Origin of the sequence: Paragemmobacter straminiformis, from assembly GCF_014243445.1 — a bacterium.
In the GTDB taxonomy this organism is placed as follows: Bacteria; Pseudomonadota; Alphaproteobacteria; order Rhodobacterales; family Rhodobacteraceae; genus Paragemmobacter; species Paragemmobacter straminiformis.
This window is the reverse complement of record NZ_JACLQD010000002.1, coordinates 154,767-176,813: the sequence shown is the minus strand read 5'-3', so window position 1 is coordinate 176,813 and position 22,047 is coordinate 154,767. Positions and strand designations below refer to the sequence as shown.

The 22,047-nt window shown below is 65.1% G+C and carries 22 protein-coding genes and 1 tRNA gene; 13 read left to right on the top strand and 10 right to left on the bottom strand.

Translation table 11 applies throughout. From position 1 onward, the window contains the following. Nucleotides 1–4: 4 nt before the first annotated feature. A complete protein-coding gene (locus H7F16_RS06665) occupies nucleotides 5–1,009 on the bottom strand; it encodes an LLM class flavin-dependent oxidoreductase (RefSeq protein ID WP_185796809.1) in 1,005 nt (334 codons plus the stop codon). A gap of 89 nt (nucleotides 1,010–1,098) precedes the next feature. Here H7F16_RS06665 and H7F16_RS06660 point away from each other — a divergent pair, with 89 nt between their 5' ends. Then, on the top strand, nucleotides 1,099–1,332 hold the full coding sequence (locus H7F16_RS06660) for an N-(5'-phosphoribosyl)anthranilate isomerase (RefSeq protein ID WP_185796808.1): 234 nt from the start codon (nucleotides 1,099–1,101) through the stop codon (nucleotides 1,330–1,332). 97 nt (nucleotides 1,333–1,429) lie between these two features. Here the strand turns inward: H7F16_RS06660 and preA are convergent, their stop codons facing one another. The 3 genes from preA to H7F16_RS06645 form a co-directional block, all read right to left on the bottom strand. Further along, entirely contained in the window at nucleotides 1,430–2,728 is a 1,299-nt protein-coding gene (gene preA, locus H7F16_RS06655) for an NAD-dependent dihydropyrimidine dehydrogenase subunit PreA (RefSeq protein WP_185796807.1), read from the bottom strand. Nucleotides 2,729–2,812: 84 nt separating this feature from the next. Further along, nucleotides 2,813–3,346, bottom strand: a complete 534-nt coding sequence (locus H7F16_RS06650) for a DedA family protein (protein ID WP_194308440.1) — start codon at nucleotides 3,344–3,346, stop codon at nucleotides 2,813–2,815. A gap of 70 nt (nucleotides 3,347–3,416) precedes the next feature. Next, nucleotides 3,417–4,757 (bottom strand): NAD(P)-dependent oxidoreductase, encoded by a 1,341-nt coding sequence (locus H7F16_RS06645; protein ID WP_185796805.1) that lies wholly within the window; start codon nucleotides 4,755–4,757, stop codon nucleotides 3,417–3,419. Nucleotides 4,758–5,029: 272 nt separating this feature from the next. Here H7F16_RS06645 and accB point away from each other — a divergent pair, with 272 nt between their 5' ends. Further along, complete coding sequence (accB, locus tag H7F16_RS06640) at nucleotides 5,030–5,521, top strand: acetyl-CoA carboxylase biotin carboxyl carrier protein (RefSeq protein ID WP_185796804.1); 492 nt, start codon at nucleotides 5,030–5,032, stop codon at nucleotides 5,519–5,521. Between the two features lie 12 nt (nucleotides 5,522–5,533). Further along, a complete protein-coding gene (gene accC, locus H7F16_RS06635) occupies nucleotides 5,534–6,883 on the top strand; it encodes an acetyl-CoA carboxylase biotin carboxylase subunit (protein ID WP_185796803.1) in 1,350 nt (449 codons plus the stop codon). A gap of 247 nt (nucleotides 6,884–7,130) precedes the next feature. On the opposite strand, the gene H7F16_RS06630 is transcribed toward accC, so the two are convergent. Further along, nucleotides 7,131–7,754, bottom strand: a complete 624-nt coding sequence (locus tag H7F16_RS06630) for a DUF1345 domain-containing protein (RefSeq protein ID WP_185796802.1) — start codon at nucleotides 7,752–7,754, stop codon at nucleotides 7,131–7,133. 201 nt (nucleotides 7,755–7,955) lie between these two features. Between H7F16_RS06630 and H7F16_RS06625 the strand changes: the two genes are divergently transcribed. The 3 genes from H7F16_RS06625 to H7F16_RS06615 are packed head-to-tail and all read left to right on the top strand — an operon-like array spanning nucleotide 7,956 to nucleotide 9,269. Next, nucleotides 7,956–8,330, top strand: a complete 375-nt coding sequence (locus H7F16_RS06625) for an NADH:ubiquinone oxidoreductase subunit NDUFA12 (RefSeq protein WP_185796801.1) — start codon at nucleotides 7,956–7,958, stop codon at nucleotides 8,328–8,330. A 10-nt stretch (nucleotides 8,331–8,340) separates the two neighbouring features. Then, on the top strand, nucleotides 8,341–8,844 hold the full coding sequence (gene mlaD / locus H7F16_RS06620) for an outer membrane lipid asymmetry maintenance protein MlaD (RefSeq protein ID WP_185796800.1): 504 nt from the start codon (nucleotides 8,341–8,343) through the stop codon (nucleotides 8,842–8,844). Next, complete coding sequence (locus tag H7F16_RS06615; protein ID WP_185796799.1) at nucleotides 8,841–9,269, top strand: DUF2155 domain-containing protein; 429 nt, start codon at nucleotides 8,841–8,843, stop codon at nucleotides 9,267–9,269. Before mlaD ends, H7F16_RS06615 begins: the two co-directional genes overlap by 4 nt. Here the strand turns inward: H7F16_RS06615 and aat are convergent. The 4 genes from aat to H7F16_RS06595 form a co-directional block, all read right to left on the bottom strand. Continuing rightward, a complete protein-coding gene (gene aat / locus H7F16_RS06610; RefSeq protein ID WP_185796798.1) occupies nucleotides 9,224–9,862 on the bottom strand; it encodes a leucyl/phenylalanyl-tRNA--protein transferase in 639 nt (212 codons plus the stop codon). The two genes, H7F16_RS06615 and aat, sit on opposite strands and share 46 nt — an antisense overlap. Before the next feature lie 186 nt (nucleotides 9,863–10,048). After that, entirely contained in the window at nucleotides 10,049–11,317 is a 1,269-nt protein-coding gene (gene clpX / locus H7F16_RS06605) for an ATP-dependent Clp protease ATP-binding subunit ClpX (RefSeq protein WP_185796797.1), read from the bottom strand. 129 nt (nucleotides 11,318–11,446) lie between these two features. Beyond that, entirely contained in the window at nucleotides 11,447–12,079 is a 633-nt protein-coding gene (locus tag H7F16_RS06600) for an ATP-dependent Clp protease proteolytic subunit (protein WP_185796796.1), read from the bottom strand. A 277-nt stretch (nucleotides 12,080–12,356) separates the two neighbouring features. Further along, nucleotides 12,357–13,007, bottom strand: a complete 651-nt coding sequence (locus H7F16_RS06595) for a CDP-alcohol phosphatidyltransferase family protein (protein WP_185796795.1) — start codon at nucleotides 13,005–13,007, stop codon at nucleotides 12,357–12,359. 98 nt (nucleotides 13,008–13,105) lie between these two features. Here H7F16_RS06595 and H7F16_RS06590 point away from each other — a divergent pair, with 98 nt between their 5' ends. The 4 genes from H7F16_RS06590 to H7F16_RS06575 are packed head-to-tail and all read left to right on the top strand — an operon-like array spanning nucleotide 13,106 to nucleotide 17,094. Beyond that, nucleotides 13,106–14,317, top strand: a complete 1,212-nt coding sequence (locus H7F16_RS06590) for an ABC transporter substrate-binding protein (RefSeq protein WP_185796794.1) — start codon at nucleotides 13,106–13,108, stop codon at nucleotides 14,315–14,317. Then, nucleotides 14,314–15,969, top strand: coding sequence for an ABC transporter permease (locus H7F16_RS06585; RefSeq protein ID WP_185796793.1), 1,656 nt, complete (start codon nucleotides 14,314–14,316; stop codon nucleotides 15,967–15,969). Before H7F16_RS06590 ends, H7F16_RS06585 begins: the two co-directional genes overlap by 4 nt. After that, nucleotides 15,966–16,613: an ATP-binding cassette domain-containing protein gene (locus tag H7F16_RS06580; RefSeq protein WP_185796792.1), complete on the top strand. Its 648-nt coding sequence runs from the start codon at nucleotides 15,966–15,968 to the stop codon at nucleotides 16,611–16,613. The genes H7F16_RS06585 and H7F16_RS06580 overlap by 4 nt, the downstream gene beginning before the upstream one ends. Before the next feature lie 10 nt (nucleotides 16,614–16,623). Next, entirely contained in the window at nucleotides 16,624–17,094 is a 471-nt protein-coding gene (locus tag H7F16_RS06575) for a CAP domain-containing protein (protein WP_185796791.1), read from the top strand. Here H7F16_RS06575 and H7F16_RS06570 read toward each other — a convergent pair. Continuing rightward, nucleotides 17,091–18,404, bottom strand: a complete 1,314-nt coding sequence (locus H7F16_RS06570) for an ATP-binding protein (protein ID WP_185796790.1) — start codon at nucleotides 18,402–18,404, stop codon at nucleotides 17,091–17,093. The two genes, H7F16_RS06575 and H7F16_RS06570, sit on opposite strands and share 4 nt — an antisense overlap. A 48-nt stretch (nucleotides 18,405–18,452) precedes the next feature. On the opposite strand from H7F16_RS06570, the gene H7F16_RS06565 reads away from it, so the two are divergent. The 3 genes from H7F16_RS06565 to H7F16_RS06555 all read left to right on the top strand — a co-directional run bounded on the left by H7F16_RS06565 (nucleotide 18,453) and on the right by H7F16_RS06555 (nucleotide 21,981). Further along, a complete protein-coding gene (locus H7F16_RS06565) occupies nucleotides 18,453–19,313 on the top strand; it encodes an MBL fold metallo-hydrolase (RefSeq protein ID WP_241741332.1) in 861 nt (286 codons plus the stop codon). A 68-nt stretch (nucleotides 19,314–19,381) separates the two neighbouring features. Continuing rightward, nucleotides 19,382–19,456, top strand: a tRNA-Asn gene (locus tag H7F16_RS06560). Nucleotides 19,457–19,608: 152 nt separating this feature from the next. After that, nucleotides 19,609–21,981: a tyrosine-type recombinase/integrase gene (locus H7F16_RS06555; protein ID WP_185796788.1), complete on the top strand. Its 2,373-nt coding sequence runs from the start codon at nucleotides 19,609–19,611 to the stop codon at nucleotides 21,979–21,981. The last annotated feature ends 66 nt before the right edge of the window (nucleotides 21,982–22,047 follow it).

Genomic DNA, 22,047 nt, shown 5'->3' with positions numbered 1-22,047 from the left:
CGCGTCAGGCCGCCGCCTTTGCCGAAACCAGCCCCGCCGCAACCTCTGCCGCGATCTCGAAAGACCGCAGCCTTGCCGCGTGGTCATGGATCATGCCGGTCAGCATCACCTCGTCGGGGCGGAACTTGTCGACCAGTGCCGCCATCTGCCGCCGCACCGTAGTGGCACTGCCCACCGCCGAACAGGACATCGCCCCCCGCACTTCGGCCATCGCCGCCTCTCCCACCTCGGACAGGTCGGACGTCGGGCGCGGCAGCAGGCCCGGCCGCCCCGTGCGCAACCGCGCAAAGGCAAGGATCTGCGACGATCGCAGCAATTCCGCCTCGGCATCCGTCCCGGCGGCGCAGACCCCCATCCCCATCATCGCATGGGGCTTGTCCAGCCATTGCGACGGGCGAAAAGTCGCGCGATAGGTCTCCAAAGCCGCCCCCAGAAGGGCAGGCGCGAAATGCGAGGCAAAGGCATAGGGCAGCCCCAGATAGGCCGCAAGCTGCGCGCCATAGAGCGACGATCCCAGAATCCACACCGGAACCTGCGTCCCCGTCGCAGGCACCGCGCGGATGCGCGCCCCGGCGTCGTCGGGCGCGAAATAGCCCAGCAGCTCCAGCACATCCTGCGGAAACTCGTCACCCGCCTCCATATGCCGCCGCAAGGCCCGCGCGGTCGCCATATCCGTCCCCGGCGCCCGTCCAAGGCCAAGCTCGATCCGCCCGGGAAACAACGTGGCCAGCGTGCCGAACTGCTCTGCCACGACCAGCGGCGCATGGTTCGGCAACATGATGCCCCCCGCCCCCACCCGGATCGTCCTCGTCGCCGCCGCGACATGGCCGATCACGACAGCGGTCGCCGCCGAGGCGATGCCCGGCATGTTGTGATGCTCGGCCAGCCAGTAGCGGTGATAGCCCCAAGCCTCGGCATGGCGCGCCAGATCGGCGGTATTGGCCAAAGCCTGCGCAGGCGTCGCCCCTTCGGGCACGGGACATAGATCAAGGAGGGAATAATTCTGCATCCCGCAAAGCTAGGCGCGAAAGCCCGACGCCGCAAGCGGGCTGCGTTAACCCGCCCTTAACCTTGTGCCGTCATACCGTCCCCATGAACATGTCGCACCGCCCTTCGCCCCCTGCCCGCAACGAACCGTGGATCCGGACGCTCTTTTCGGCACAAGCCGTCGCGCGGGGCGGAATCGTCCGCCGCTCGGTCGCCAGCATCGAGCGCGAAATGGGCCGCGCGGCCTTTGAGGCCGAAGTGCGACGCCGCAAATTCCACCTGATCGAAATCGGCGGCCAATACATCGTCCTGTGCAACACCGGCGAAATGCGCCTCGTCTGCTAGGCGAAGCGCGAAAAATCTTCCTCCGAAGATTTTTCCGCCCGAAGATTTTTCGTCCGAAAAATCTTCGCCCCCGCGCAACGCCCGCAGAACCGGCGCCTCACTCCGCCGCCTGGGCCGAGGGGTTGTTGGGATGCGTGGTCCAGTTTGCGTAGTCGCCAACGCTGCGCCCCGTGCGCGGATCGAGGGCGCCTTTGGGCATCTCGACCATGGTGATGCAATTCTCCACGGGGCAGACGTTGACGCAAAGGTTGCAGGCCACGCATTCCTCGTCCTTCACCGTGAACACCCGCTCGGGGCTCATGGCGATGGCCTGATGGCTGGTATCCTCGCAGGCGGCATAGCAGCGCCCGCAGGAAATGCAGGCATCCTGGTCGATCTTCGCCTTGGTGACGTAGTTCAGGTTCAGGTCCTGCCATTCCACGAAATTCGGCACGGCCCGTCCGACCAGCGCATCCAGCGTCATCGCCTTCTCGTCAAGGTATTGCGACAGGCCCGAGATCATCTCCTCGACGATCTTGAACCCGTAGGTCATGGCGGCGGTGCAGACCTGCACATTGCCCGCCCCCATCGCCATGAACTCGGCCGCGTCGCGCCAGGTTGTGACGCCGCCGATCCCCGAAATCGGCAGGCCCCGCGTGTCCTTGTGGCGGGCGATCTCGCCCACCATGTTCAGCGCGATGGGTTTGACCGCCGGTCCGCAATAGCCGCCGTGGCTGCCCTGCCCGTCGATCATCGGAAAGGGCGAGAAATGGTCGAGGTCGACATTGGTCACCGATTTGATCGTGTTGATCAGCGACACCGCATCCGCCCCGCCGCGCTTGGCCGCCATGGCAGGCGGCAGGATCGAGGTGACGTTGGGCGTCAGCTTCACGATGCAGGGCATCTTCGAATAGTGCTTCACCCATGCGGTGACCATCTCGATATATTCCGGCACCTGCCCGACGGCCGACCCCATGCCGCGTTCGGCCATGCCATGCGGGCAGCCGAAGTTCAGCTCGACGCCGTCGGCGCCGGTATCCTCGATCCGGTGCAGGATGTCTTTCCAGGACTCCTCGTCGCAGGGCACCATAAGCGAGATGACCAGCGCATGTTTGGGATAATCCCGCTTCACGCGGCGGATTTCATCAAGGTTCACCTGAAGCGGGCGATCGGTGATCAGTTCGATGTTGTTCAGCCCCAGAAGCCGCCGGTCCGCCCCCCAGATGGCCCCGTAGCGCGGGCCCGAGACGTTGACGATCGGCGGCCCCTCGGACCCCAGCGTTTTCCACACCACCCCGCCCCAGCCCGCATCAAAGGCGCGTCGGACGTTGTATTCCTTGTCCGTCGGCGGGGCCGAGGCCAGCCAGAACGGGTTGGGCGAGGGGATGCCGATGAAATTCGCGGAAAGGTCAGCCATGAGAACCTCCATGTTGAAGAGCCGCCGCGGTCCGTGCCGCGCGGTCCTGAGTGTGTGTGACAGGGCGGCACGGCAGGGCGCGGGTCAGACCCCGAACAGCCCCCAAAGCCAGCCGATGATCTCGCCGCCGATCTCGCCCGATTTCGGCACGAACCAAGCCCAGACCAGACAACCGGGCAGGTTCACCAGCTGAAACCGCCAAAAGGGAATCCGCGTCATTCCGGCAAACAGGAAGACGATGGCCCGAAGCGGTCCGAAGAAATGCCCGATAAAGACCGCAGGCAGCCCCCAGCGCCGGAAGGCCTCGGTCGCGCGCGCCACAAGCAACGGGTCGCGGTTCATCGGCCAGCGTTTCAGCAAGGCCTCGCCATAGCGGGCCCCCAGCCACCAGCTCACCGACGAGCCGATCACCGCCCCCGTCGCCGCCCCCGCCCAGATCGGCAGGAAGTCGAGCGCGCCCGTCGAAATCAGCGCGCCCACCCCGACAAGGATCGCGGTCGACGGCACCAGAAGCGACAGAAAGGCCAGCGTCTCGGCGAAAGCGAAGACGAGGGTGACCAGAAACGACCAATCCTGATGCCGCTCGAGGAATTGCAAAACCGCGTCGACCGACATCATCCCCCGCACAGGTTGCCCGCTCCCTAGATGGGAACGCGGACCCCCCCTGTGAAGTGCCGCCGCACATCGCCTATCCTTTCGCGGCCAGCGCGGCGTGGATATCCTCCGCCGCATCGCGCCCCTGCGCCACCGCCGTGACGGTCAGGTCCTCGCCGCCCCCCGCGCAATCGCCGCCCGCCCAGACGCCCGCCACACTCGTACGCCCCGCGCCCGTGGTGGCAATCTTGCCGCCCTGCACCATCAGCCCCTCGGGCGCGCCCGCCAGCGTCTGGCCGATGGCCTTGAACACCTGGTCCGCCTTCAGCCGGAAGGTCTCGGCCCCGATCTTCAGCCCCTCGGCCCTATCCTCGGTATAGGCGAATTCCACCTCGGCCACGGCCCCGTCGCCATGCACCGCCACGGGGGCCGCGTTGTGGATGATCCGCACCCCCGCCGCCGCCGCATGCTCCTGCTCATAGCCCGATGCGGCCATCTTCTCCTGCCCGCGCCGGTAGACGATGGTCACGCTTTCGGCCCCGAGCAGCTTCGACTGCACCGCCGCATCCACCGCCGTCATGCCGCCGCCGATCACCACGACATTGCGCCCCACCGGCACGGCCCCCTTGTCGCGCGCCTGCCGCAGACCGGCGATGAACTCCACCGCATCCGCCACACCCGCCAGATCCTCGCCCTTGGCCCGCAAGGCATTCACCCCCGCCAGGCCGAAGCCGAGGAACACCGCGTCATACCCGCGCTGCAGATCGGCCAGCATGACATCCCGCCCGAGGATCATGCCGTTCTTCACGGTGATCCCGCCGATCTTCAGCAGCCACGCCACCTCGGCCTGCGCGAAATCGTCCACCGCCTTGTAGCTGGCGATCCCGTATTCGTTCAGCCCCCCGGGCTTGCCGCGCCCGTCATAGATGACGACTTCATGCCCCTTCATCGCAAGGCGATGCGCACAGGCCAGACCGGCCGGCCCCGCCCCCACCACGGCCACGCGCCTGCCGGTCGCGGCGGCCCGCGCAAAGGGATGCACGCCCTTGGCCATCAGCGTATCGGTGGCAAAGCGCTGCAACCGCCCGATCTCGACGGGCTTGCCCTCGGCCACCTCGCGCACGCAGACCTCCTCGCACAGCGTCTCGGTCGGACAGACCCGCGCGCACATGCCGCCAAGGATGTTCTGCGACAGAATCGTCCGCGCCGCCGCATCGGGCGTTCCGGTCGCGATCTGGCGGATGAACAGCGGAATATCGATTCCCGTGGGACAGGCCGTCATGCAGGGCGCATCGTGGCAGAAATAGCACCGGTCCGCCGCAACCCGCGCCTCGTGCCGGTCGAGCGGAGCGATATGGTCCCCGAAATTCTGCGCCAGAGTGGCTTCGGGCAAACGGTTCGGCACGATGCCGGGGGTCAGCGGACTGTTGGACAAGGCATTGCTCCCTGTTGCTTTTCTCGTTGGGAAAAGGCTGGCACAGGCTTTGTTTTTTATCAAATGGTAAAATAACCCGCGCCGCAGATTCCGCGCAAATTCTCGCGTAAACCTTCCCCAACACGGTTTGAATGATGAATTTCGCGGCAAACATCGGCGCTTTTCACCCTGAACGGGGTGGCGTATAAGCGCCGGAACGTTCCGCGCCCCCGCTTGGCCCGCGCGGCACGACCCGATTAGAACCAATGGCGAAAACGCCAACAGAGGACGGCATGAGCAAACAGAACTCCGACGCGGACGTCGCCTTCATTTCGGCACTGGCCGAACTTCTGAACAAGAACGACCTGACCGAGCTTTCGGTCAAACGCGAATACGGCGAAGACGACAGCCTCGAAGTGCGCGTTGTGAAACAGGCCAACATCGTGACGACGCAAGTCGCGGCCCCCGCTCCGGTGGCCTATGCCGCAGCGCCCGCAGCCGCAGCCCCTGCCGCCGCCGCCCCCGCCGCGATCGAAGATCCCGCCCAGCATCCGGGCGCCGTGACCTCGCCGATGGTCGGCACCTGCTACATGGCCGCCGAACCCGGTGCCACGCCCTTCATCACCGTCGGCGCCACCGTGACCGAAGGCCAGACCGTCCTCATCATCGAGGCGATGAAGACGATGAACCACATCCCCGCCCCCAAATCCGGCACCGTCAAGCGCATCCTCGTCGACGACGGCACCCCCGTCGAATACGGCGCGCCGCTCCTCATCATCGAATAAGGGGCGCGCGCCATGTTCGAAAAGATCCTGATCGCCAACCGCGGCGAGATCGCGCTGCGCGTGATCCGCGCGGCAAGGGAAATGGGGATCAAGTCGGTCGCCGTTCATTCCACCGCAGACGCCGATGCCATGCATGTCCGCATGGCCGATGAATCGGTCTGCATCGGTCCCGCCTCCTCGACCAACTCCTATCTCAACAAGGCCGCGATCATCTCGGCCTGCGAGATCACGGGCGCGCAAGCGGTGCATCCGGGCTACGGCTTCCTGTCCGAGAACGCCGCCTTCGCGCAGGCGCTCGAAGACCACGGCATCACCTTCATCGGCCCCTCGGCGGAACATATCCGCATCATGGGCGACAAGATCACCGCCAAGGAAACCGCCGCCGCCCTCGGCATCCCCGTGGTGCCTGGCTCCGCAGGCGGCGTCGCCGACTTCGAGACGGCAATCGGCACCGCGGCGGCCATCGGCTTTCCGGTCATCATCAAGGCCACCGCCGGCGGCGGCGGGCGCGGCATGAAGGTGGCCCGGAACGCCGAGGAACTCGAAGTCGCCTTCCGCACCGCCCGGTCCGAGGCGAAGGCCGCCTTCGGCAACGACGAAGTCTATATCGAGAAATACCTCCAGAAGCCCCGCCACATCGAGATCCAGGTTTTCGGTGACGGCAAGGGCCGCGCGGTCCACTTGGGCGAACGCGACTGCTCGCTCCAGCGCCGCCACCAGAAGGTGTTCGAGGAAGCCCCCGGCCCCGCGATCACCCCCAAGATGCGCTCGGAAATCGGCACGATCTGCGCCGAGGCCGTGGCCAAAATCAACTACATCGGCGCGGGCACGGTCGAATTCCTCTATGAAGACGGCAAGTTCTATTTCATCGAAATGAACACCCGCCTTCAGGTCGAACACCCCGTGACCGAAGCGATTTTCGGCGTCGACCTCGTGCGCGAACAGATCCGCGTCGCGGCAGGCCTGCCGATGTCCTTCGAACAGTCCGACCTCGAGATCAACGGCCACGCCATCGAGGTGCGGATCAACGCCGAGAAGCTGCCCAACTTCGCCCCCTGCCCCGGCAAGGTGCGCGTGTTCCACGCCCCAGGCGGGCTTGGCGTGCGGATGGATTCGGCGCTTTACGGCGGCTATTCGATCCCGCCCTATTACGACAGCCTGATCGGCAAGCTGATCGTGCATGGCCGCGACCGCCCCGAGGCGCTCGCCCGCCTGAAACGCGCGCTTGGCGAACTCATCATCGACGGCATCGACACCTCGGTCCCGCTTTTCCACATGCTGCTTGCCGAACCCGATATCCAGAACGGCGATTACAACATCCACTGGCTGGAAAAATGGCTCGCCGCGCAATTCGCGGAGTGACGGCAAAGGGGGGCTTCGGCCCCCCTTCTGCATCTCCCCCACCCGCCCCCTGACGCTCCACCCGACCCGAACGCTCCACCCGCCCCGAACGCTCCGCCCGCCACGAACGCTCCACCCCGCCCGCTTCCTCTTGCCCCAAATATCCCGGGGGGAGTCCGGCCCAAGGCCGGACGGGGGGCTGGCCCCCCCCTCAAACGGCGCGCCGAACACGGCACACCCCAAAACGCCCCGCCGGAAAAGCGCCCCCCTACAGCGCCTGCGACAGCATGTTGATCGTTAGCGCCAGCACCCCGAGGTTGAAGAAGAACGCCTGCAACCCGTGCAGCGTCGCCAGCCTGCGCATCGGACGGCTTTCGATCGCCACATCCGACACCTGCGAGGTCATCCCGATCACAAAGGCAAAGTAGCAGAAATCCGCGAAAAGCGGCACCTCTCCGCCGGGAAAGCGCAATCCCCCCGGCTTCTGCCGCGCGGGCGGCGCGTGGTAAAGATTGGCGTAATGGAAGGCATGCACCAGATTGGCGCAAAGCCATGCCAGAACCAGCGTGCCAAGGATGATCGCCGCAACCTCGCCGCCGATGGCGTTGCGGGCGCGGATCATCAGGGCCAGCGCCAGCAGCACAGACGCCAGCACCATCAGCGCGACCAGCGCCAGAAGCACCCGCCCCCCGTCATCGCGGGCCTCGCGCAGCCGGATGGCATCGGGATGGTCCACCAGCCACAGTTGCAGGCAGCTGCCCAGAAAGACCAGCGCCCCCGCATCGAAGCCCAGAACCACCGCCTCCTCCAGCGGCACGACCGCCCGCGCCGCCGCCCCCGCGACAAGCGCCACGACCAGAAACAGCAGGAACCTCGGATGTTTGATACCCATCTTGCTGCACCCCTCTTGCCTGTCTGCCAAAGGGGGCCGACTTCCCCGCCTTTGTAAAGCCCGCACCTCCGCGAAGCCCCCTCCCCGCCCCGGATATCGCGCGGGCAGCCCCCGCTTCTTGCCACACCCCCCCCGCTAGCCTCTGGACCTCGCCCCGCCTTTCCGCCATATGGAAGGCGATTGTTTTCAAAGAGGCGGATCATGGATTTCCTCAAGCGGCTCGTGACGTGGTGGAACGGCCAGACCCTCGGAACCCAGCTTTTCACCGCCCGTCGCGGCGTCAAGGTGGGCGAGGATGCGCAGGGCAACATCTACTACGAAACCCGCGATGCCAAACGCCGCTGGGTGATCTTCAACGGCGAGGTCGAGGCAAGCCGCGTCTCGCCCGACTGGCACGGCTGGCTGCACCACACTTGGGACGCCCCGCCCACCACCTCGCCCCTGCCGCACAAGGCATGGGAAAAGCCGCATCAGGAAAACCTGACCGGCACGACAGCCGCCTATGCCCCCACCGGCTCGATCCGCCGCAGCGAACCCGTCGCGCGCAAGGATTACGAGGCGTGGCAGCCGGAATGAGGGCGCTCTGATGGCCGGATCAAAGGCAGAGGTCGCCGCAGGCGCCGCCGTTCTCGCCGCAGCCATCGGCTTTCTGGTCTATGCAGGCCAGCTTACCGGCACGGGGCAATCCTCCAGCGGCCAGTATGACCTGCGCGCCTCCTTCCGCTCGGTCGAAGGCGTGACCGTCGGCACCGACGTCCGCCTTGCCGGCGTCAAGGTCGGCACCGTCACGGCCCTCGCCCTCAACCCGCAGACCTTCTTCGCCGATGCCACGCTTTCGGTGCAGGGCAGCGTCCAGCTTCCCGACGATTCCGCAGCCCTCATCTCGTCCGAGGGGCTTCTGGGCGGCAATTTCGTCGAACTCGTCCCCGGCGGCTCGCCCGAGAACTACGCCGCGGGCGCCGAGATCGAAGACACCCAAGGTGCCGTCTCGGTCATTTCGCTGATGATGAAATTCGCGGGCGGCGGCGACAAATCCGCCGATCCCGCAGCCGATCCTGCCGCCGATCCTGCCGCCGGGGGCGCGCCATGAAACGCCTCGTCGCGGCGCTGGTCCTGCTGCCGCAGCTCGCTGCGGCGCAGGACTTTGCCGATGCCGACGCGGGCGTCCTGCGCTGGCTCGACAAGCTGACAGGCGAAACCGCCGATATCGAACTCACCCTCGGACAAGAGGCCGAAAGCGGCCGCCTGACCATCCGGCTCGATTCCTGCCGCTACCCAGCCGACAACCCCGCCTCGGATGCCGAAGCCCATCTGACCATCCTCGAGAAAGATGTGGCAAAGCCGGTGTTCGACGGCTGGATGATCGCCTCCTCCCCCGCCCTCTCGGCGCTGGACCATCCGCGCTACGATGTCTGGGTGCTGCGCTGCGTCACGCCCGAATTGCCGCCCCCCGTAGACCCGGCCGCCGATCAGCCCGCCGAAGACCCCGCCACATCCGAAGGCGACGGCCAGTAACCCTCGGGCGCAAAGCGGGCACGCGCCTCAAGCGCCTCGGCCAGCCGCCGCCTGTATTCGGCCCGCGCGATCTCGACCCCGCCAAGGCTGGCCAGATGCGGCGTGATGAATTGCGTGTCAAACAGCGTGAACCCGCCCGCCCGCAGGCGATGCACCGCATAGGCCAGCGCCAGTTTCGACGCATCGGTCCGGCGCGAGAACATGCTTTCCCCGAAGAACGCCGCCCCCAGCGTCACGCCGTAAACCCCGCCGACCAGCGCCTCGCCCTCCCATACCTCGACCGAATGGGCAAATCCCGCCTCGAACAGCGCGGTGTATAGCTGAAAGATCTCGGCGTTGATCCATGTCTCCTCGCGCTCGGCGCAGCCCTGCACCACCCCCGCGAAATCCGTGTCCACCCGCACATCCCAGCCGCAGGTCAGGATCCGCCGCCGCAGACTGCGCGAGATATGGAACCCGTCCAGAGGCAACACCCCCCTCCGGCGCGGATCGATCCAGTGGATTTCCGGATCGTCCCGCCCCTCGGCCATCGGAAAGATGCCCGCCGCATAGCCGCGCAGCAACAACTCCGGCGTGATCTGGGGGTCTGACATGGCGGGGCCTTCCGCGCCGCGCAAGAAACCTGTGGCGCTGCCCGAACCTACCCCCTCCGCGCGGGCAGGTTCAAGACCCGTCCGCCGTCCACCGCGCGGGGCCGGATTTTTCGCAGAAAAATCGTTGCCCTCAAAGCAAAAGGGCGGACCCTTAGGCCCGCCCCCTTGCGCCCGTGGCAACCGGCCTTAGCCGGCCGTCGCGGGCTCTTTCTTCTTGGCTTCGGTGTAGACAAGGATCGGCTTCGCCTCGGCCGCGTTCACGGCCTCGTCGTTCACCACGACCTCTTCCACCCCGTCCATGCCCGGCAATTCGAACATCGTATCAAGCAGGATATCTTCCATGATCGACCGCAGGCCCCGTGCGCCCGTCTTGCGCTTGATGGCCCGCTTGGCAATGGCGATCAGCGCATCGGGGGTAAAGGTCAGCTTCACGCCCTCGATATCGAACAGCCGCTGGTATTGCTTGACCAGCGCGTTCTTCGGCTCGGTCAGAATGGTGACCAGCGCCTCCTCGTCCAGATCGGTCAGCGTCGCGATCACCGGCAGACGGCCGACGAATTCGGGAATAAGCCCGAACTTCAGCAGGTCTTCCGGCTCCAGCTCCTTGAACAGCTCGCCCACGCCGCGCGCGTCGGGGTCCTTCACATCGGCCCCGAAACCGATGCCCGACCCTTTGTTGCGCTGCGCGATGATCTTTTCCAGCCCCGCGAAAGCGCCGCCACAGATGAACAGGATGTTCGTCGTATCCACCTGCAGGAACTCTTGCTGCGGATGCTTGCGGCCCCCCTGCGGCGGCACGCTTGCAACGGTGCCTTCCATGATCTTCAGAAGCGCCTGCTGCACCCCCTCGCCCGACACGTCGCGGGTGATGCTGGGGTTGTCCGACTTGCGGGTGATCTTGTCGACCTCGTCGATGTAGACGATGCCGCGCTGCGCCCGTTCGACGTTGTATTCCGACGCCTGCAACAGCTTGAGGATGATGTTCTCCACATCCTCGCCCACGTAACCGGCTTCGGTCAGCGTGGTCGCATCGGCCATGGTGAACGGCACGTCAAGGATGCGCGCCAGCGTCTGCGCGAGCAGCGTCTTGCCGCAGCCCGTCGGGCCGATCAGCAGGATGTTCGACTTCGACAGCTCGATATCGGTTTTCGACGAATGGTTCAGGCGCTTGTAGTGGTTATGCACCGCAACCGAAAGCACGCGCTTGGCGTGGATCTGCCCGATCACATAGTCATCCAGAACCTTGCAGATTTCCCGCGGGGTCGGCACGCCGTCGGATGATTTCAGCCCCGTGGACTTCGTCTCCTCGCGGATGATGTCCATGCACAGCTCGACGCATTCGTCGCAGATGAACACCGTCGGGCCCGCGATCAGCTTCCTGACCTCATGCTGGCTCTTGCCGCAGAACGAACAGTAGAGGGTGTTCTTGCTGTCGCTGCCAGAGTTGTTCGCCATCGTTTTCCTCTGCGTCCGCAACCCCGAAGGGCCGCTTTCAGGATCGTTACACGGAAAGTCTAGGCCAAGCCCTTTCCCCCCACAATGCCAAATCGCCCCCCGCCGCGCCCGTCGGCGGGGGGCGGTTTCTTACTTCGACGTATCGTCCGCCTTGCCACGGCTTTCGACGATCTCGTCGATCAGGCCCCAGGCTTTTGCATCCTCGGCCGACATGAAATTGTCCCGCTCGAGCGCCGCTTCGACCGTCGCAAGGTCGTTGCCGGTGTGCTTGACGTAAATCTCGTTCAGGCGGCGCTTCAGCTTTTCCGTCTCGCGGGCGTGGATCATGATATCCGTCGCCTGCCCCTGATAGCCGCCGCTGGGCTGGTGGACCATGACGCGGCTGTTGGGCAGGCTGAAACGCATGCCCTTCTGCCCCGCGGTCAGCAAAAGCGACCCCATCGACGCCGCCTGCCCGATCACAAGGGTCGAGACCTTGGGCTTGATGTATTGCATCGTGTCATAGATCGACAGCCCCGACGTCACCACGCCCCCGGGCGAGTTGATGTACATGCTGATTTCCTTCGACGGGTTCTCCGCCTCGAGGAACAAGAGCTGCGCGCAGATCAGCGACGACATGCCGTCATGCACGGGGCCGGACATGAAGATGATCCGCTCCTTCAGCATCCGGCTGAAAATGTCATAGGCACGTTCCCCGCGGCTCGTCTGTTCGACGACCATCGGGACGAGGGTGTTCATGTAGTGATCAACAGGATCGCGCATCTCGCTCCGGGCCTCTTCTCTGGTATGACATCGCTCAGTCGAGTGAGTCTTAGTGGTGGTCGCGGGGGGCTGCAAGGGCACCCCCGCCTAATCATGGTTCGCGCCGCGCCCGCTTCAAGCTGCAAGACGACCGTGCCGCGCAAAGGTTAAGCGCAAGGTGGTTAAGAATTTCCCTAGAAAACGCACCGCGAAAAGGGGCGTCTGCGAAAAAGCGTGCATCTCTCGTGCATCCCGCCCCCTTAACGCGCACTTACCGCAGCGGCGTTTTTGCCAACCTTTACAACGGTATCTGCGGGTCCGTCGCGGCAGGCGCGGCACCCGCCCGGAACACCCGCGCCGCCATCCCCACCCGGGCAAGCGCCGTCACCAGACACAAGGTCCCGAAGATCGCGGCCAAGGGCACGAAGCCATCGGCAAACAGACAAAGCAGCGCGAAAAAGACGATGGTCTCGGTTCCTTCCAGCAATCCGGCGGTGAAATACAGCGACTTCTCCCCCCTGCCGTCGGTCTGCATTCCCCGCTTCTCGGCCAGCACCGCATAGCCCAGAAACGTGGCACCGTTGATGTAGAAACTGGCCAGCAAAAAGGCGGCGGCTGCCCCGTTCTGGTCCGGATCGCGCAGGCCAAAGGCCAGCGGAATGGCGGCGTAAAAGGCAAAATCGCAAACGATATCAAGGTATCCGCCGAAATCGGTCTTGCCCCTTGCCCGCGCCACGGCCCCATCCAACCCGTCAAGCAACCGGCTTGCCAGCACCAGCGTCAGGGCCGCCCACCACGGCCCTGCGGCCCAGATCACCCCCGCCCCCGCCAGCCCGAGGGCCAGCCCCGCCAGTGTCACCGCATCCGCCCCCACGCCCCGCTTGGACAAGGCCCGCCCCGCCGCGTTCAGTCCGGGGTCGATCACCCGCCGCATCACCCCGTCCAGCATCGCTTCACCTTTCCGTAGGGCTTGCCACTTCCTTGTTGCCACGTCGGCCCCTGCTTGCATATCCAAGCCCAAGCACAGACCCAAGGAAAGCGAAAACCATGCAAAGACGGGACTTCGGACGCCTTCTCGCAGGCCTTGCCCTCTCGCCGGCGCTGGCTGGAAAAACCTTTGCAGCCGAATGGGATAGCCTTCTTTCCGCCGCGCGCGGGCAAACCGTCTACTGGCACGCATGGGGGGGTGATCCCAAGATCAACGCCTTCATCGCATGGGTCGGCGAACAGGCGCAAAGCCGCTACGGCGTCACCCTCGAACAGGTCAAACTTGCCGCCACCACCGATGCCGTCTCCCGCGTTCAGGCCGAAAAAGCCGCCGGACAAACCAGCGGCGGCGCCGTCGACCTCATCTGGATCAACGGCGAGAACTTTGCCGCGATGAAATCCGCAGGGCTTCTTTTCGGCCCCTTCGCGCAGGGCCTGCCCAACTGGCCGCTCGTCGACACCAAGGGCAAACCCGCCACAGTGACCGACTTCACCCTGCCGACCGATGGCTTCGAATCTCCCTGGGCCATGGCACAACTGGTGTTCGAATACGACAGCGCGCAGGTAAAGGACGCCCCGCAAACCCTTGATGCCCTTGGCGAATGGATCACCGCCAATCCGGGCCGTTTCACCTATCCGCAGCCGCCCGACTATCTTGGCACCACCTTTCTTAAGCAGGTGCTCTACGGCACCATGCCCGATCCGGCCTTGCTGCAAATGCCGGTTGACGATGCCGCCTACCCCGCACAGACGGCCCCCCTCTGGGCCTTTCTCGACCGCATCCACCCCGCCCTCTGGCGGCAGGGCCGCGCCTTTCCGGCCAATGAACCCGCGCTGGGGCAGCTTCTCGCCGATGGCGAGACCTTCCTGTCCTTCGCCTTCAACCCCGGTCGCGCCAGCGCCGAGATCGCGGCAGGCAACCTTGCCGACACGATCCGCACCTTCACGCTTCAGGGCGGCACCATCGGCAATGCCTCATTCGTCGCCATCCCCTTCAACGCCGCCCATCCCGAGGGCGCGCAGGTCATCGCCAACCTGCTGCTCGACCCCGAGGTGCAGGCCCGCGCCCAAGACCCGGGCGTGCTAGGGTTCCAGACCGTTCTCGACCTGCAAGCCCTTGCTCCCGAGGACAAATCCCGTTTCGACGCGCTTGACCTTGGCATTGCCACCCTGCCGCCCGAAGCGCTTGGCCCGGCCCTTCTCGAACCCCATTCAAGCTGGATGACACGCCTGTCCGCGGATTGGGTCACCCGCTACGGGGTCGCCCCATGAGCCTTCGCGCCCTGCCGCGCCTGACACTCGCCCTCATGGCGGTGCCGGTGCTGGCGGGGCTTGCGGGCACGCTCATGCCCGCCTTTGCCGATGGCGCGACAGCTTTTCGCGACCTCGCCGCATGGCCCGGCCTTCCCCGCGCCTCGGCCCTGTCGCTGGGCACCGGTCTTGCCTCGACCGCTGTCGCACTTGGCCTCTGCCTGGCCATCCTCGCCGCGCTCTATGGCAGCCCTGCCTTCGACCGCATCCGCCGCCTGCTCGCCCCGCTGCTTGCGGTGCCCCATGCCGCCGCAGCACTTGGACTTGCCTTCCTGATCGCCCCGTCGGGCTGGATCGCCCGCGCCCTCTCGCCTTGGGCAACGGGCTGGACCTCTCCGCCCGACCTCTTGATCCTGAATGACCCGTGGGGCCTTTCCCTGACAGCGGGTCTTATCGCAAAAGAGCTGCCTTTTCTGCTGCTTATGGCGCTTTCCTCACTTGCCGCGACAGATCCCGAGCGCAGGCTTACCACTGCGGCAAGCCTCGGTTACGGCCGTGCCAGCGGCTTCCTGCTGACCATTCTGCCCGCGCTCTACCGCCAACTCCGCCTGCCGGTCTATGCCGTGCTGACCTATGCGATGACCGTCGTCGACATGGCGCTGATCCTTGGCCCGACCCTGCCGCCCACCCTGTCGCAACAGGTCGTCAACTGGCAAATGGCACCCAGCCTGACCAGCCAGAACCTTGCGGCGGCGGGGGCGGTCCTGCAATTGGCGCTTGTCCTCTTTGCCCTGACACTCTGGCGCATGGCCGAAATCGCCGCGCGCGCCCTGTTGATCCGTTGGGCAATGTCGGGCCACCGCGCCGCCGCTCTCGACCGGCCGGTGCGCCGGTTTGCCCTGTTTGCCGCAACACTTCTGGCCGGTGCGCTTTTCGCGGGCCTCGCGGCGCAGGCCCTCTGGTCCGTCGCCGCCGACTGGCGCTTTTCCGATGCCCTGCCCGCCAGCCTGTCATTGGCGGCATGGCGGACCGCCCTTCCCGACCTTGCCCCTGCCACGGCGCGCACCATCGCCATCGCCGTTGCCGCCACCCTCGCCGCCCTCGCCCTCGCCCTCGGCTGTCTCGAGGCCGAGGCGCGCCACGGCCTTCGCGCGACGCCCCGCGCCATGATGCTGCTTTACCTGCCGCTGCTGGTGCCGCAGGTCGTCTTTCTTCCCGGTCTGCAAACCCTTGCGCTGGCAGCGAAACTTGAAGGCAACTGGATCGCCGTCGCCGCAGCGCATGTGGTCTTTGTGCTGCCCTATGTCTTTCTCTCGCTGTCGCAACCCTTCCGCAACCTCGACCCGCGCCTTGCCATCGCCGCACGCGCCCTTGGCGCGACCGAAGCGCGGATCTTCTGGCAGATGCGCCTGCCCCTGTTGCTGGCTCCGGTGCTGACAGCCTTTGCCGTGGGCATGGCGGTGTCGGTCGGCCTTTACCTTCCGACGCTCCTTCTTGGCGGCGGGCGCGTCACCACGCTCACGACCGAGGCCGTCGCCCTGTCCTCGGGGGGCAACCGCCGCATCATCGGCAGTTTCGCCTTGTTGCAACTTCTGCTTCCGGCGCTCTGCTTCTGGATCGCACTTGCCTTGCCGCGCATCGTCTGGCGGCATCGGCGGAGAATGCTGGCATGACCTTGCGCCTTGAAAACCTGACCGTCACCCTTGCCGGCCGCCGCCTCGTGGCGCTCGACCTGACGATCGGCCCCGGCGAGATCGTGACGCTTATGGCGCCTTCGGGTGCCGGCAAGTCGAGTGCGCTTGGCGCGATCATCGGCACCTTGCCGCCCGATTTTGCCGTGACGGGCCGCGTTTTGCTGGGCGGGCGCGACGTGACCGCCCTGCCCACCCGGCTGCGGCGGATCGGGCTTTTGTTTCAGGATGATCTGCTGTTTCCCCATCTTTCCGTCGCAGGCAACCTCGGCTTTGCGCTGCCCGCCCGCATGACGGACCGAAGCGCCAGAATCGACTCTGCCCTCGGCTCGGCCGGTCTTGCCGGATTCGGGCCGCGCGATCCTGCGACCCTGTCGGGAGGCGAACGCGCCCGTGTCGCGCTGCTGCGCTGCCTGCTCGCCGAACCGCAGGCCCTTCTGCTTGACGAGCCTTTCTCGCGGCTCGACACCGCCCTGCGCGACCAGATGCGCAGCCTCGTCTTCGACCGCGCCCGCAACCTCGGCCTTCCCGTCCTGCTCGTCACCCATGATATCGAGGACGCCCGCGCCGCCGCAGGGCCGGTTCTCGACCCGTTTGGCACCGCCACATCATCGCTTAGCCCGTGAAAGGTCACCCATGCGCCGGATCGCCCTTGCCCTTGCCCTTGCCCTGTGTCTGCCGGTTCCGGCCCTTGCCGCCCCGTGCGAGACCCCTGCCAATGCCGCATCCCTCAGATCCGAGGTGGTCGCCCTTGCCAATAACCAGCGCAAAGCCAAGGGCTTGCCGCCCCTTTCCGCGCATCCGGCCCTGACCGGGGCCGCACAGGACCATACCTGTGACAATGCCGCAAACATGCGGATGAGCCACGAAGGCTCGGACGGCTCGACCCTTCCCGCGCGCATGAAACGTGCCGGATACGGCTTTCGCGAAATCGCCGAGAACGTGGCGGCCGGATACTTCGACGCGCCTTCGGTCATGTCGGGCTGGATGAATTCCAAAGGCCACCGCCGCAACATCCTTGGCCGCAGCCTGCAAGATGTCGGCATCGGCGTGGCACGGGGTGCGGACGGCCAGCTTTACTGGACGATGGACCTCGGCCGCGACTAGCGTGCCAGCATCAGCTCGGCCCGCAAGCCGCCCAGAGTTTCGCTGCGACCCAGCCGCAGGCTTCCGCCGTGGCTGCGCGCGATATCCGAGGCGATGGACAGGCCAAGCCCCACCCCGCCCCCGCGGTTCGGGTCGCGCGCATCGTCCAGCCGCGCAAACGGGGACAGCGCCTCGTCGATCCGCGTCTCGGGGATACCGGGGCCATCATCCTCGACGACGTAGCGCAACGCCCGTTCATTGGCCAAAACCGTAATCACCGCCCGCGATCCGTAGCGCAGCGCGTTGCCGACAAGGTTCTCCAGCGCCCGCGTCACCGCCTGCGGTCGCAGACGCACCCTGATGTCGCCCGCCCCGCCATTGACCGCGACCTGCTGGCCCGAGCGTCCCGCATTCTCGGCCACCTTGCGGGCGATCGCCATCGGGTCGACCTCGGCGCTCTCCTCGGTGGCGTCGCCACGGGCAAAGGACAGGAACTCGCCCACCAGCCGTTCCATATCGGCCACATCGCCCAGCAAGGCCTGCGTCTCGTCATCCTCGGGCAACATCGACAGCCCTAGCCGCAGGCGCGTCAGCGGTGTGCGCAGATCATGGCTGACACCGGACAGCATCAGCGTGCGCTGTTCGATCTGCCGCTCGATCCGCGACCGCATGTCAAGAAAGGCGTTCCCCGCCGCCCGCACCTCGGTCGCGCCGCGGGGACGATAGGGAATGATCTGCCCCTTTCCGAAGGCCTCGGCCGCCTCGGCCAAAAGCTTGATGGGGCGCAACTGGTTGGACAGGAACATGAAGGCGATGATCGTCAGCAGCACAGAGGCCACGATCATCAGCACCAGCAGCTGGTGCGGATTGCTTGCCGAAAAACGCCCGCGGTCGAGCTGCAACCCGATTTGCCCCCAGCGCGACGGAAGTTGCAGGTTCACATCGCCATCGGTGATCAGGTCGACAGGACCGAGTTCGGGAAACCCGCCGCGCAGCGTGTCGATCACGACCCGTCCCGACAGGTCGTAGAACTCGCGCCGGTCGGCGGGCGGCAAGGGGTCGGGCGCGGGCAGAACGGCCTTGATCTGCAAGGTTCGGGCCAGTTCGGCCAGCCGCACCCGTGCCGCGTCGGGGGTCGAAGCGGCGTTGACCTCACCCTCGATCAACACCAGCTCGGCGATCACACCGCCGGTCAGCTGCCGCGTCACCTTTTCGAAATGGCGCTGTATGAAGGTTACGGATACCACCAACTGTATCGTGACGATGGGCACGATCAGAATCAGGGCGGCCCTGCCGTAAAGGCTGCGCGGCATGATGGATTTGAATGACATCACCTGACACAGTAACGCCCGATGCCCCATATGAAAAGACCAAGCCCCATGACCGAGATCCGCACCCTGCGCGCACCGAACCCCTCTGCGCTGACAGGCACCGGCACGAACACATATCTGCTCGGTCGGGGCGATGTCGCCGTGATCGATCCCGGCCCCGCCAGCGAGGCGCATCTTGCGGCGATCCTCGACTCGCTCGCAGCGGGCGAGCGCATCACCCATATTCTCGTCACCCATCCGCATCTTGACCATTCGGCGCTGGCGCCGCGCCTCTCGGCAGCCACGGGCGCGCCCGTCCTTGCCTTTGGCGGTGCGACGGCGGGGCGCAGCCCGCTCATGTCCAGCCTCGCCGCGGCCGGCATGGCCGGTGGGGGCGAAGGGCTCGACCATTCCTTCGCGCCCGACCGGCATCTGGCCGACGGCGAAACCGTCGCGGGCGCATCATGGAGCGTCACGGCGCTGCACACCCCCGGACACCTCGGGGCGCATCTGTGCTTTGCGGCAGAGGATGTCCTCTTCAGCGGCGATCATGTCATGGGATGGTCCACAAGCATCGTCTCGCCCCCCGATGGTGACATGACCGACTACATGAATTCCCTGCGCCGCCTTGCCAGCCAAGCCTGGCTGCGCCTGTTGCCCGGCCATGGCGAGCCGGTGGAAACCCCCGCAGAGCGCTTGCGCGCGCTGATCGACCACCGCCTGCAACGCGAAGCGCAGATCCTAGACGCCCTGACGCTGGGACCCGCCGACGCGACCACCCTCACGCAGCGCGTCTACACCGACATCGCCCCCGCGCTCCTTCCCGCCGCCCGCCGCAACGTCCTTGCCCATCTCATTGATTTGACGTCGAAAGGATCGGTCTCGACGCCGGACCTCCTTCGTCACGACACCGCATTCCACCTTTCCTGACGCCCCCGCTCTTTTCTGCGCTTTCCCCCTTTACGCCCCGCAAACCCGTTGCTATAGACCCCCCGTGTTCCGGCGTAGCTCAGCGGTAGAGCAGTTGACTGTTAATCAATTGGTCGTAGGTTCGATCCCTACCGCCGGAGCCAAATGAGCCCTTAAAGCTCTGATTTCAAAGGAAAAAGCCCCGCAAATCGCGGGGCTTTTCTTCTTTCCGCACCCGGCAGGGGCACACTCCAGGGCACATTCGGGGCACTTGCAGGGCACAGCCCGGGCACCGCGCTCCGACGGAGGAGCGACCATGAAGCCGGAGCAGACCATCCCCCATCTCGAACTCAGGCCCTCGGGCTACTTCTGGCGACGGAGGGCGCCGAGAAAATTAGGGATTCAAACCTCCATCTTTCATTTGTCTCTGCGAACCGGAGACCCGATGATAGCCATCCCTCTCGCTCTCCGGCTTACGGAGCTGTCGAGCCAACTGTTCGAAGCTGCCGGGTCCGTCGAGATGAACACGTCCGAAATTCACGCCCTGATCACCGAGACCCTCGCACGCGAAGTGCGCGAGGCTGATCGGCTGCGTGCCCTGGCGCCGGCACGGACGCGCAACGAAGCCCTTATCGAACAGGCGAAGCTCGACGCCCTGGTCGCCTCACTCAAAGAGGCCATCCTGCTTCGTGATTACAGCCTCGTTCACGACATCATGAGGGCTGCTGCCCGGAACCTCGGCCTCACGCCGGATGAGGACAGCAGTGAATGGCGAAGTGCAGCCCACCAGACTGTACGCGGTCTGCTCGATGCAACAAAAGAGCGCATAGCCCGCGACGGCGGCGAGTTCGACGAGCCGTCGGTCTTTTTCCGCTCCGCCCGACAGCAAGTCCGGAGCGAGAGTGAAGTTGTGTTTCTCGCTTCACGCCCGCCTGTCGCGCCGCCGGTTTTTGCCAGTCAATCCGCTTGCTTCACCGCAAGCGGGGCAACGTCAAACGTGCAGTCCGCACCTGTTGCAGGATGTTTCGCATCAGCCGTCCCGGTTGCCGCCGCACCCATAGTCACCGAAATCGCCAATCTTTCCGCGGCTCCGGCATCCAGCCCCGAGGTTGCAGATTCAGACCACGAAACGACAAGCCCACCGATGGAAGTACAACCGGCTACGACAGCGCAATCTTCTGAATGCGAGGTCACCCAGGAGTCGGATGAAGGTGCATCACAGGATGTTGGCTCCGGGACGCTCGATCCTTGGTCCTATACCTCCGCATTCACTAATGATCCGACCATCAATAATCGTGCGGCCGCCGCGCCAACGTCCATCGCTCGAACCTCCGAGACAATGGCGTTTGGGCAGAGCACCAGCGTAGTGCCGGCAAATGGTGAGGCATTTCAGGCAGGCGTCGCCAGGGCAGGCCATATCCCCTATCGAACCAGGACCCCTCTCCTGAGCGAGATGTCGGAACGCTATCTTGCGCACCTTAAAGCCGGTTACCCTTTCAACCGACCGGCCAAAGGGCAGGTCAGCACTGGAGAGAAGACCGACAAGCAGCTGGAAAACGCCGGTGCGACGATGCGCATCTTCCGTGCCGTGATGGAAGATACCGAGGTCGGAAAGATTACACCCGACATGTGCGCAAGCTTCTTCGAGAAACTCTGCAAGCTCCCGAACACCTTCTGCCGGTCGGGGACCAAGATGGAAGAGCTGGATTCGGGCCAACGCAGCATCGACGACATCATCGCAGAGGCCGACACGGAAGAAGCCGAACTGAAATCTCTTGTCGAGGCCCATTGGAAGGCAGAGAAACTTTCGGAAGGCAACATCCGCGATGCCGTTTTCGACGTCAGCATCGAGCGCCTGAGTGCCAACACGATCTATCGCAAGATGCAGGAGTTGCAGCGCTTCTTTACGTTTGTCTACGCCGAGGACCACATCGCAAAGAATCCGATGAGCAATGTCATCTGGACCTCGGCCCAGCTGGAAACCAAACAGAAGGCAGAAGGCGACCGCTCTCGCAAGGTGTGGGCGGATGATCTCATCAAGCTTCTGCGCACCCCGCTCTTCTCGAGTAGCCTCGACGACGTTGGTAACCCGATGTTCTGGTCGGTCATGATTGCCCTCTTCACGGGAATGCGCCTCGAAGAGACGCTTCAACTGCGCGTCGGCGACTTCAAGACCGAGCGCGGGATCTGGCTGGTCGATGTCACGGACGATTTCGGCCGTAGCCTGAAAAACAAGGCTGCACGCCGCAGGATTCCGCTTCATTCGTCACTGATCGAGCTCGGACTGCTGAAATTGGTCGACCTGCGTCGAACACAAGGTGAAGTCTGCCTCTTCCCGCATCTCGCGAAAGGCTCGCGCGACACCTTGGGAGCAGCGATCTCGAAGGAGTTCACGGAATATCGCCGCAAGCACGATGTGTACGTCAAACGGAAGGATTTCCACAGCTTCCGCAAATCGGTGAACCAACGCCTGATCGAACTGAATCTATCGCGGGAAATCCGCTACGCCCTTCTTGGTCACACGAACAACGACGTCAACGTGAAGCACTACTCGGACGGCTTCCCGATCGAGCAGCTGAAGGAAGGCATCGAGCAGATCGATTTCGACATCTCGATGGTGTTGAAGCCGTTTGGAACTCCGGAAGCCGGAAAAGTGGCCCAACTCTTCGCGCTGACCAGAGCGATGTAATCGGTAGCTTATGGAGCAGCGCCCGGGACCATCGAGCCGACGAACTGCTTGATGGCCCTGGACTGC

Excerpts from the sequence above, each read along its gene's own strand:
- H7F16_RS06665 (WP_185796809.1), bottom strand. The coding sequence starts at position 1,009 with ATGCAGAATTATTCCCTCCTTGATCTATGTCCCGTGCCCGAAGGGGCG.
- H7F16_RS06660 (WP_185796808.1), top strand. The coding sequence starts at position 1,099 with ATGTCGCACCGCCCTTCGCCCCCTGCCCGCAACGAACCGTGGATCCGG.
- preA (WP_185796807.1), bottom strand. The coding sequence starts at position 2,728 with ATGGCTGACCTTTCCGCGAATTTCATCGGCATCCCCTCGCCCAACCCG.
- H7F16_RS06650 (WP_194308440.1), bottom strand. The coding sequence starts at position 3,346 with ATGATGTCGGTCGACGCGGTTTTGCAATTCCTCGAGCGGCATCAGGAT.
- accB (WP_185796804.1), top strand. The coding sequence starts at position 5,030 with ATGAGCAAACAGAACTCCGACGCGGACGTCGCCTTCATTTCGGCACTG.
- accC (WP_185796803.1), top strand. The coding sequence starts at position 5,534 with ATGTTCGAAAAGATCCTGATCGCCAACCGCGGCGAGATCGCGCTGCGC.
- H7F16_RS06630 (WP_185796802.1), bottom strand. The coding sequence starts at position 7,754 with ATGGGTATCAAACATCCGAGGTTCCTGCTGTTTCTGGTCGTGGCGCTT.
- H7F16_RS06625 (WP_185796801.1), top strand. The coding sequence starts at position 7,956 with ATGGATTTCCTCAAGCGGCTCGTGACGTGGTGGAACGGCCAGACCCTC.
- mlaD (WP_185796800.1), top strand. The coding sequence starts at position 8,341 with ATGGCCGGATCAAAGGCAGAGGTCGCCGCAGGCGCCGCCGTTCTCGCC.
- H7F16_RS06615 (WP_185796799.1), top strand. The coding sequence starts at position 8,841 with ATGAAACGCCTCGTCGCGGCGCTGGTCCTGCTGCCGCAGCTCGCTGCG.
- aat (WP_185796798.1), bottom strand. The coding sequence starts at position 9,862 with ATGTCAGACCCCCAGATCACGCCGGAGTTGTTGCTGCGCGGCTATGCG.
- clpX (WP_185796797.1), bottom strand. The coding sequence starts at position 11,317 with ATGGCGAACAACTCTGGCAGCGACAGCAAGAACACCCTCTACTGTTCG.
- H7F16_RS06600 (WP_185796796.1), bottom strand. The coding sequence starts at position 12,079 with ATGCGCGATCCTGTTGATCACTACATGAACACCCTCGTCCCGATGGTC.
- H7F16_RS06595 (WP_185796795.1), bottom strand. The coding sequence starts at position 13,007 with ATGCTGGACGGGGTGATGCGGCGGGTGATCGACCCCGGACTGAACGCG.
- H7F16_RS06590 (WP_185796794.1), top strand. The coding sequence starts at position 13,106 with ATGCAAAGACGGGACTTCGGACGCCTTCTCGCAGGCCTTGCCCTCTCG.
- H7F16_RS06585 (WP_185796793.1), top strand. The coding sequence starts at position 14,314 with ATGAGCCTTCGCGCCCTGCCGCGCCTGACACTCGCCCTCATGGCGGTG.
- H7F16_RS06580 (WP_185796792.1), top strand. The coding sequence starts at position 15,966 with ATGACCTTGCGCCTTGAAAACCTGACCGTCACCCTTGCCGGCCGCCGC.
- H7F16_RS06575 (WP_185796791.1), top strand. The coding sequence starts at position 16,624 with ATGCGCCGGATCGCCCTTGCCCTTGCCCTTGCCCTGTGTCTGCCGGTT.
- H7F16_RS06570 (WP_185796790.1), bottom strand. The coding sequence starts at position 18,404 with ATGTCATTCAAATCCATCATGCCGCGCAGCCTTTACGGCAGGGCCGCC.
- H7F16_RS06565 (WP_241741332.1), top strand. The coding sequence starts at position 18,453 with ATGACCGAGATCCGCACCCTGCGCGCACCGAACCCCTCTGCGCTGACA.
- H7F16_RS06555 (WP_185796788.1), top strand. The coding sequence starts at position 19,609 with ATGAAGCCGGAGCAGACCATCCCCCATCTCGAACTCAGGCCCTCGGGC.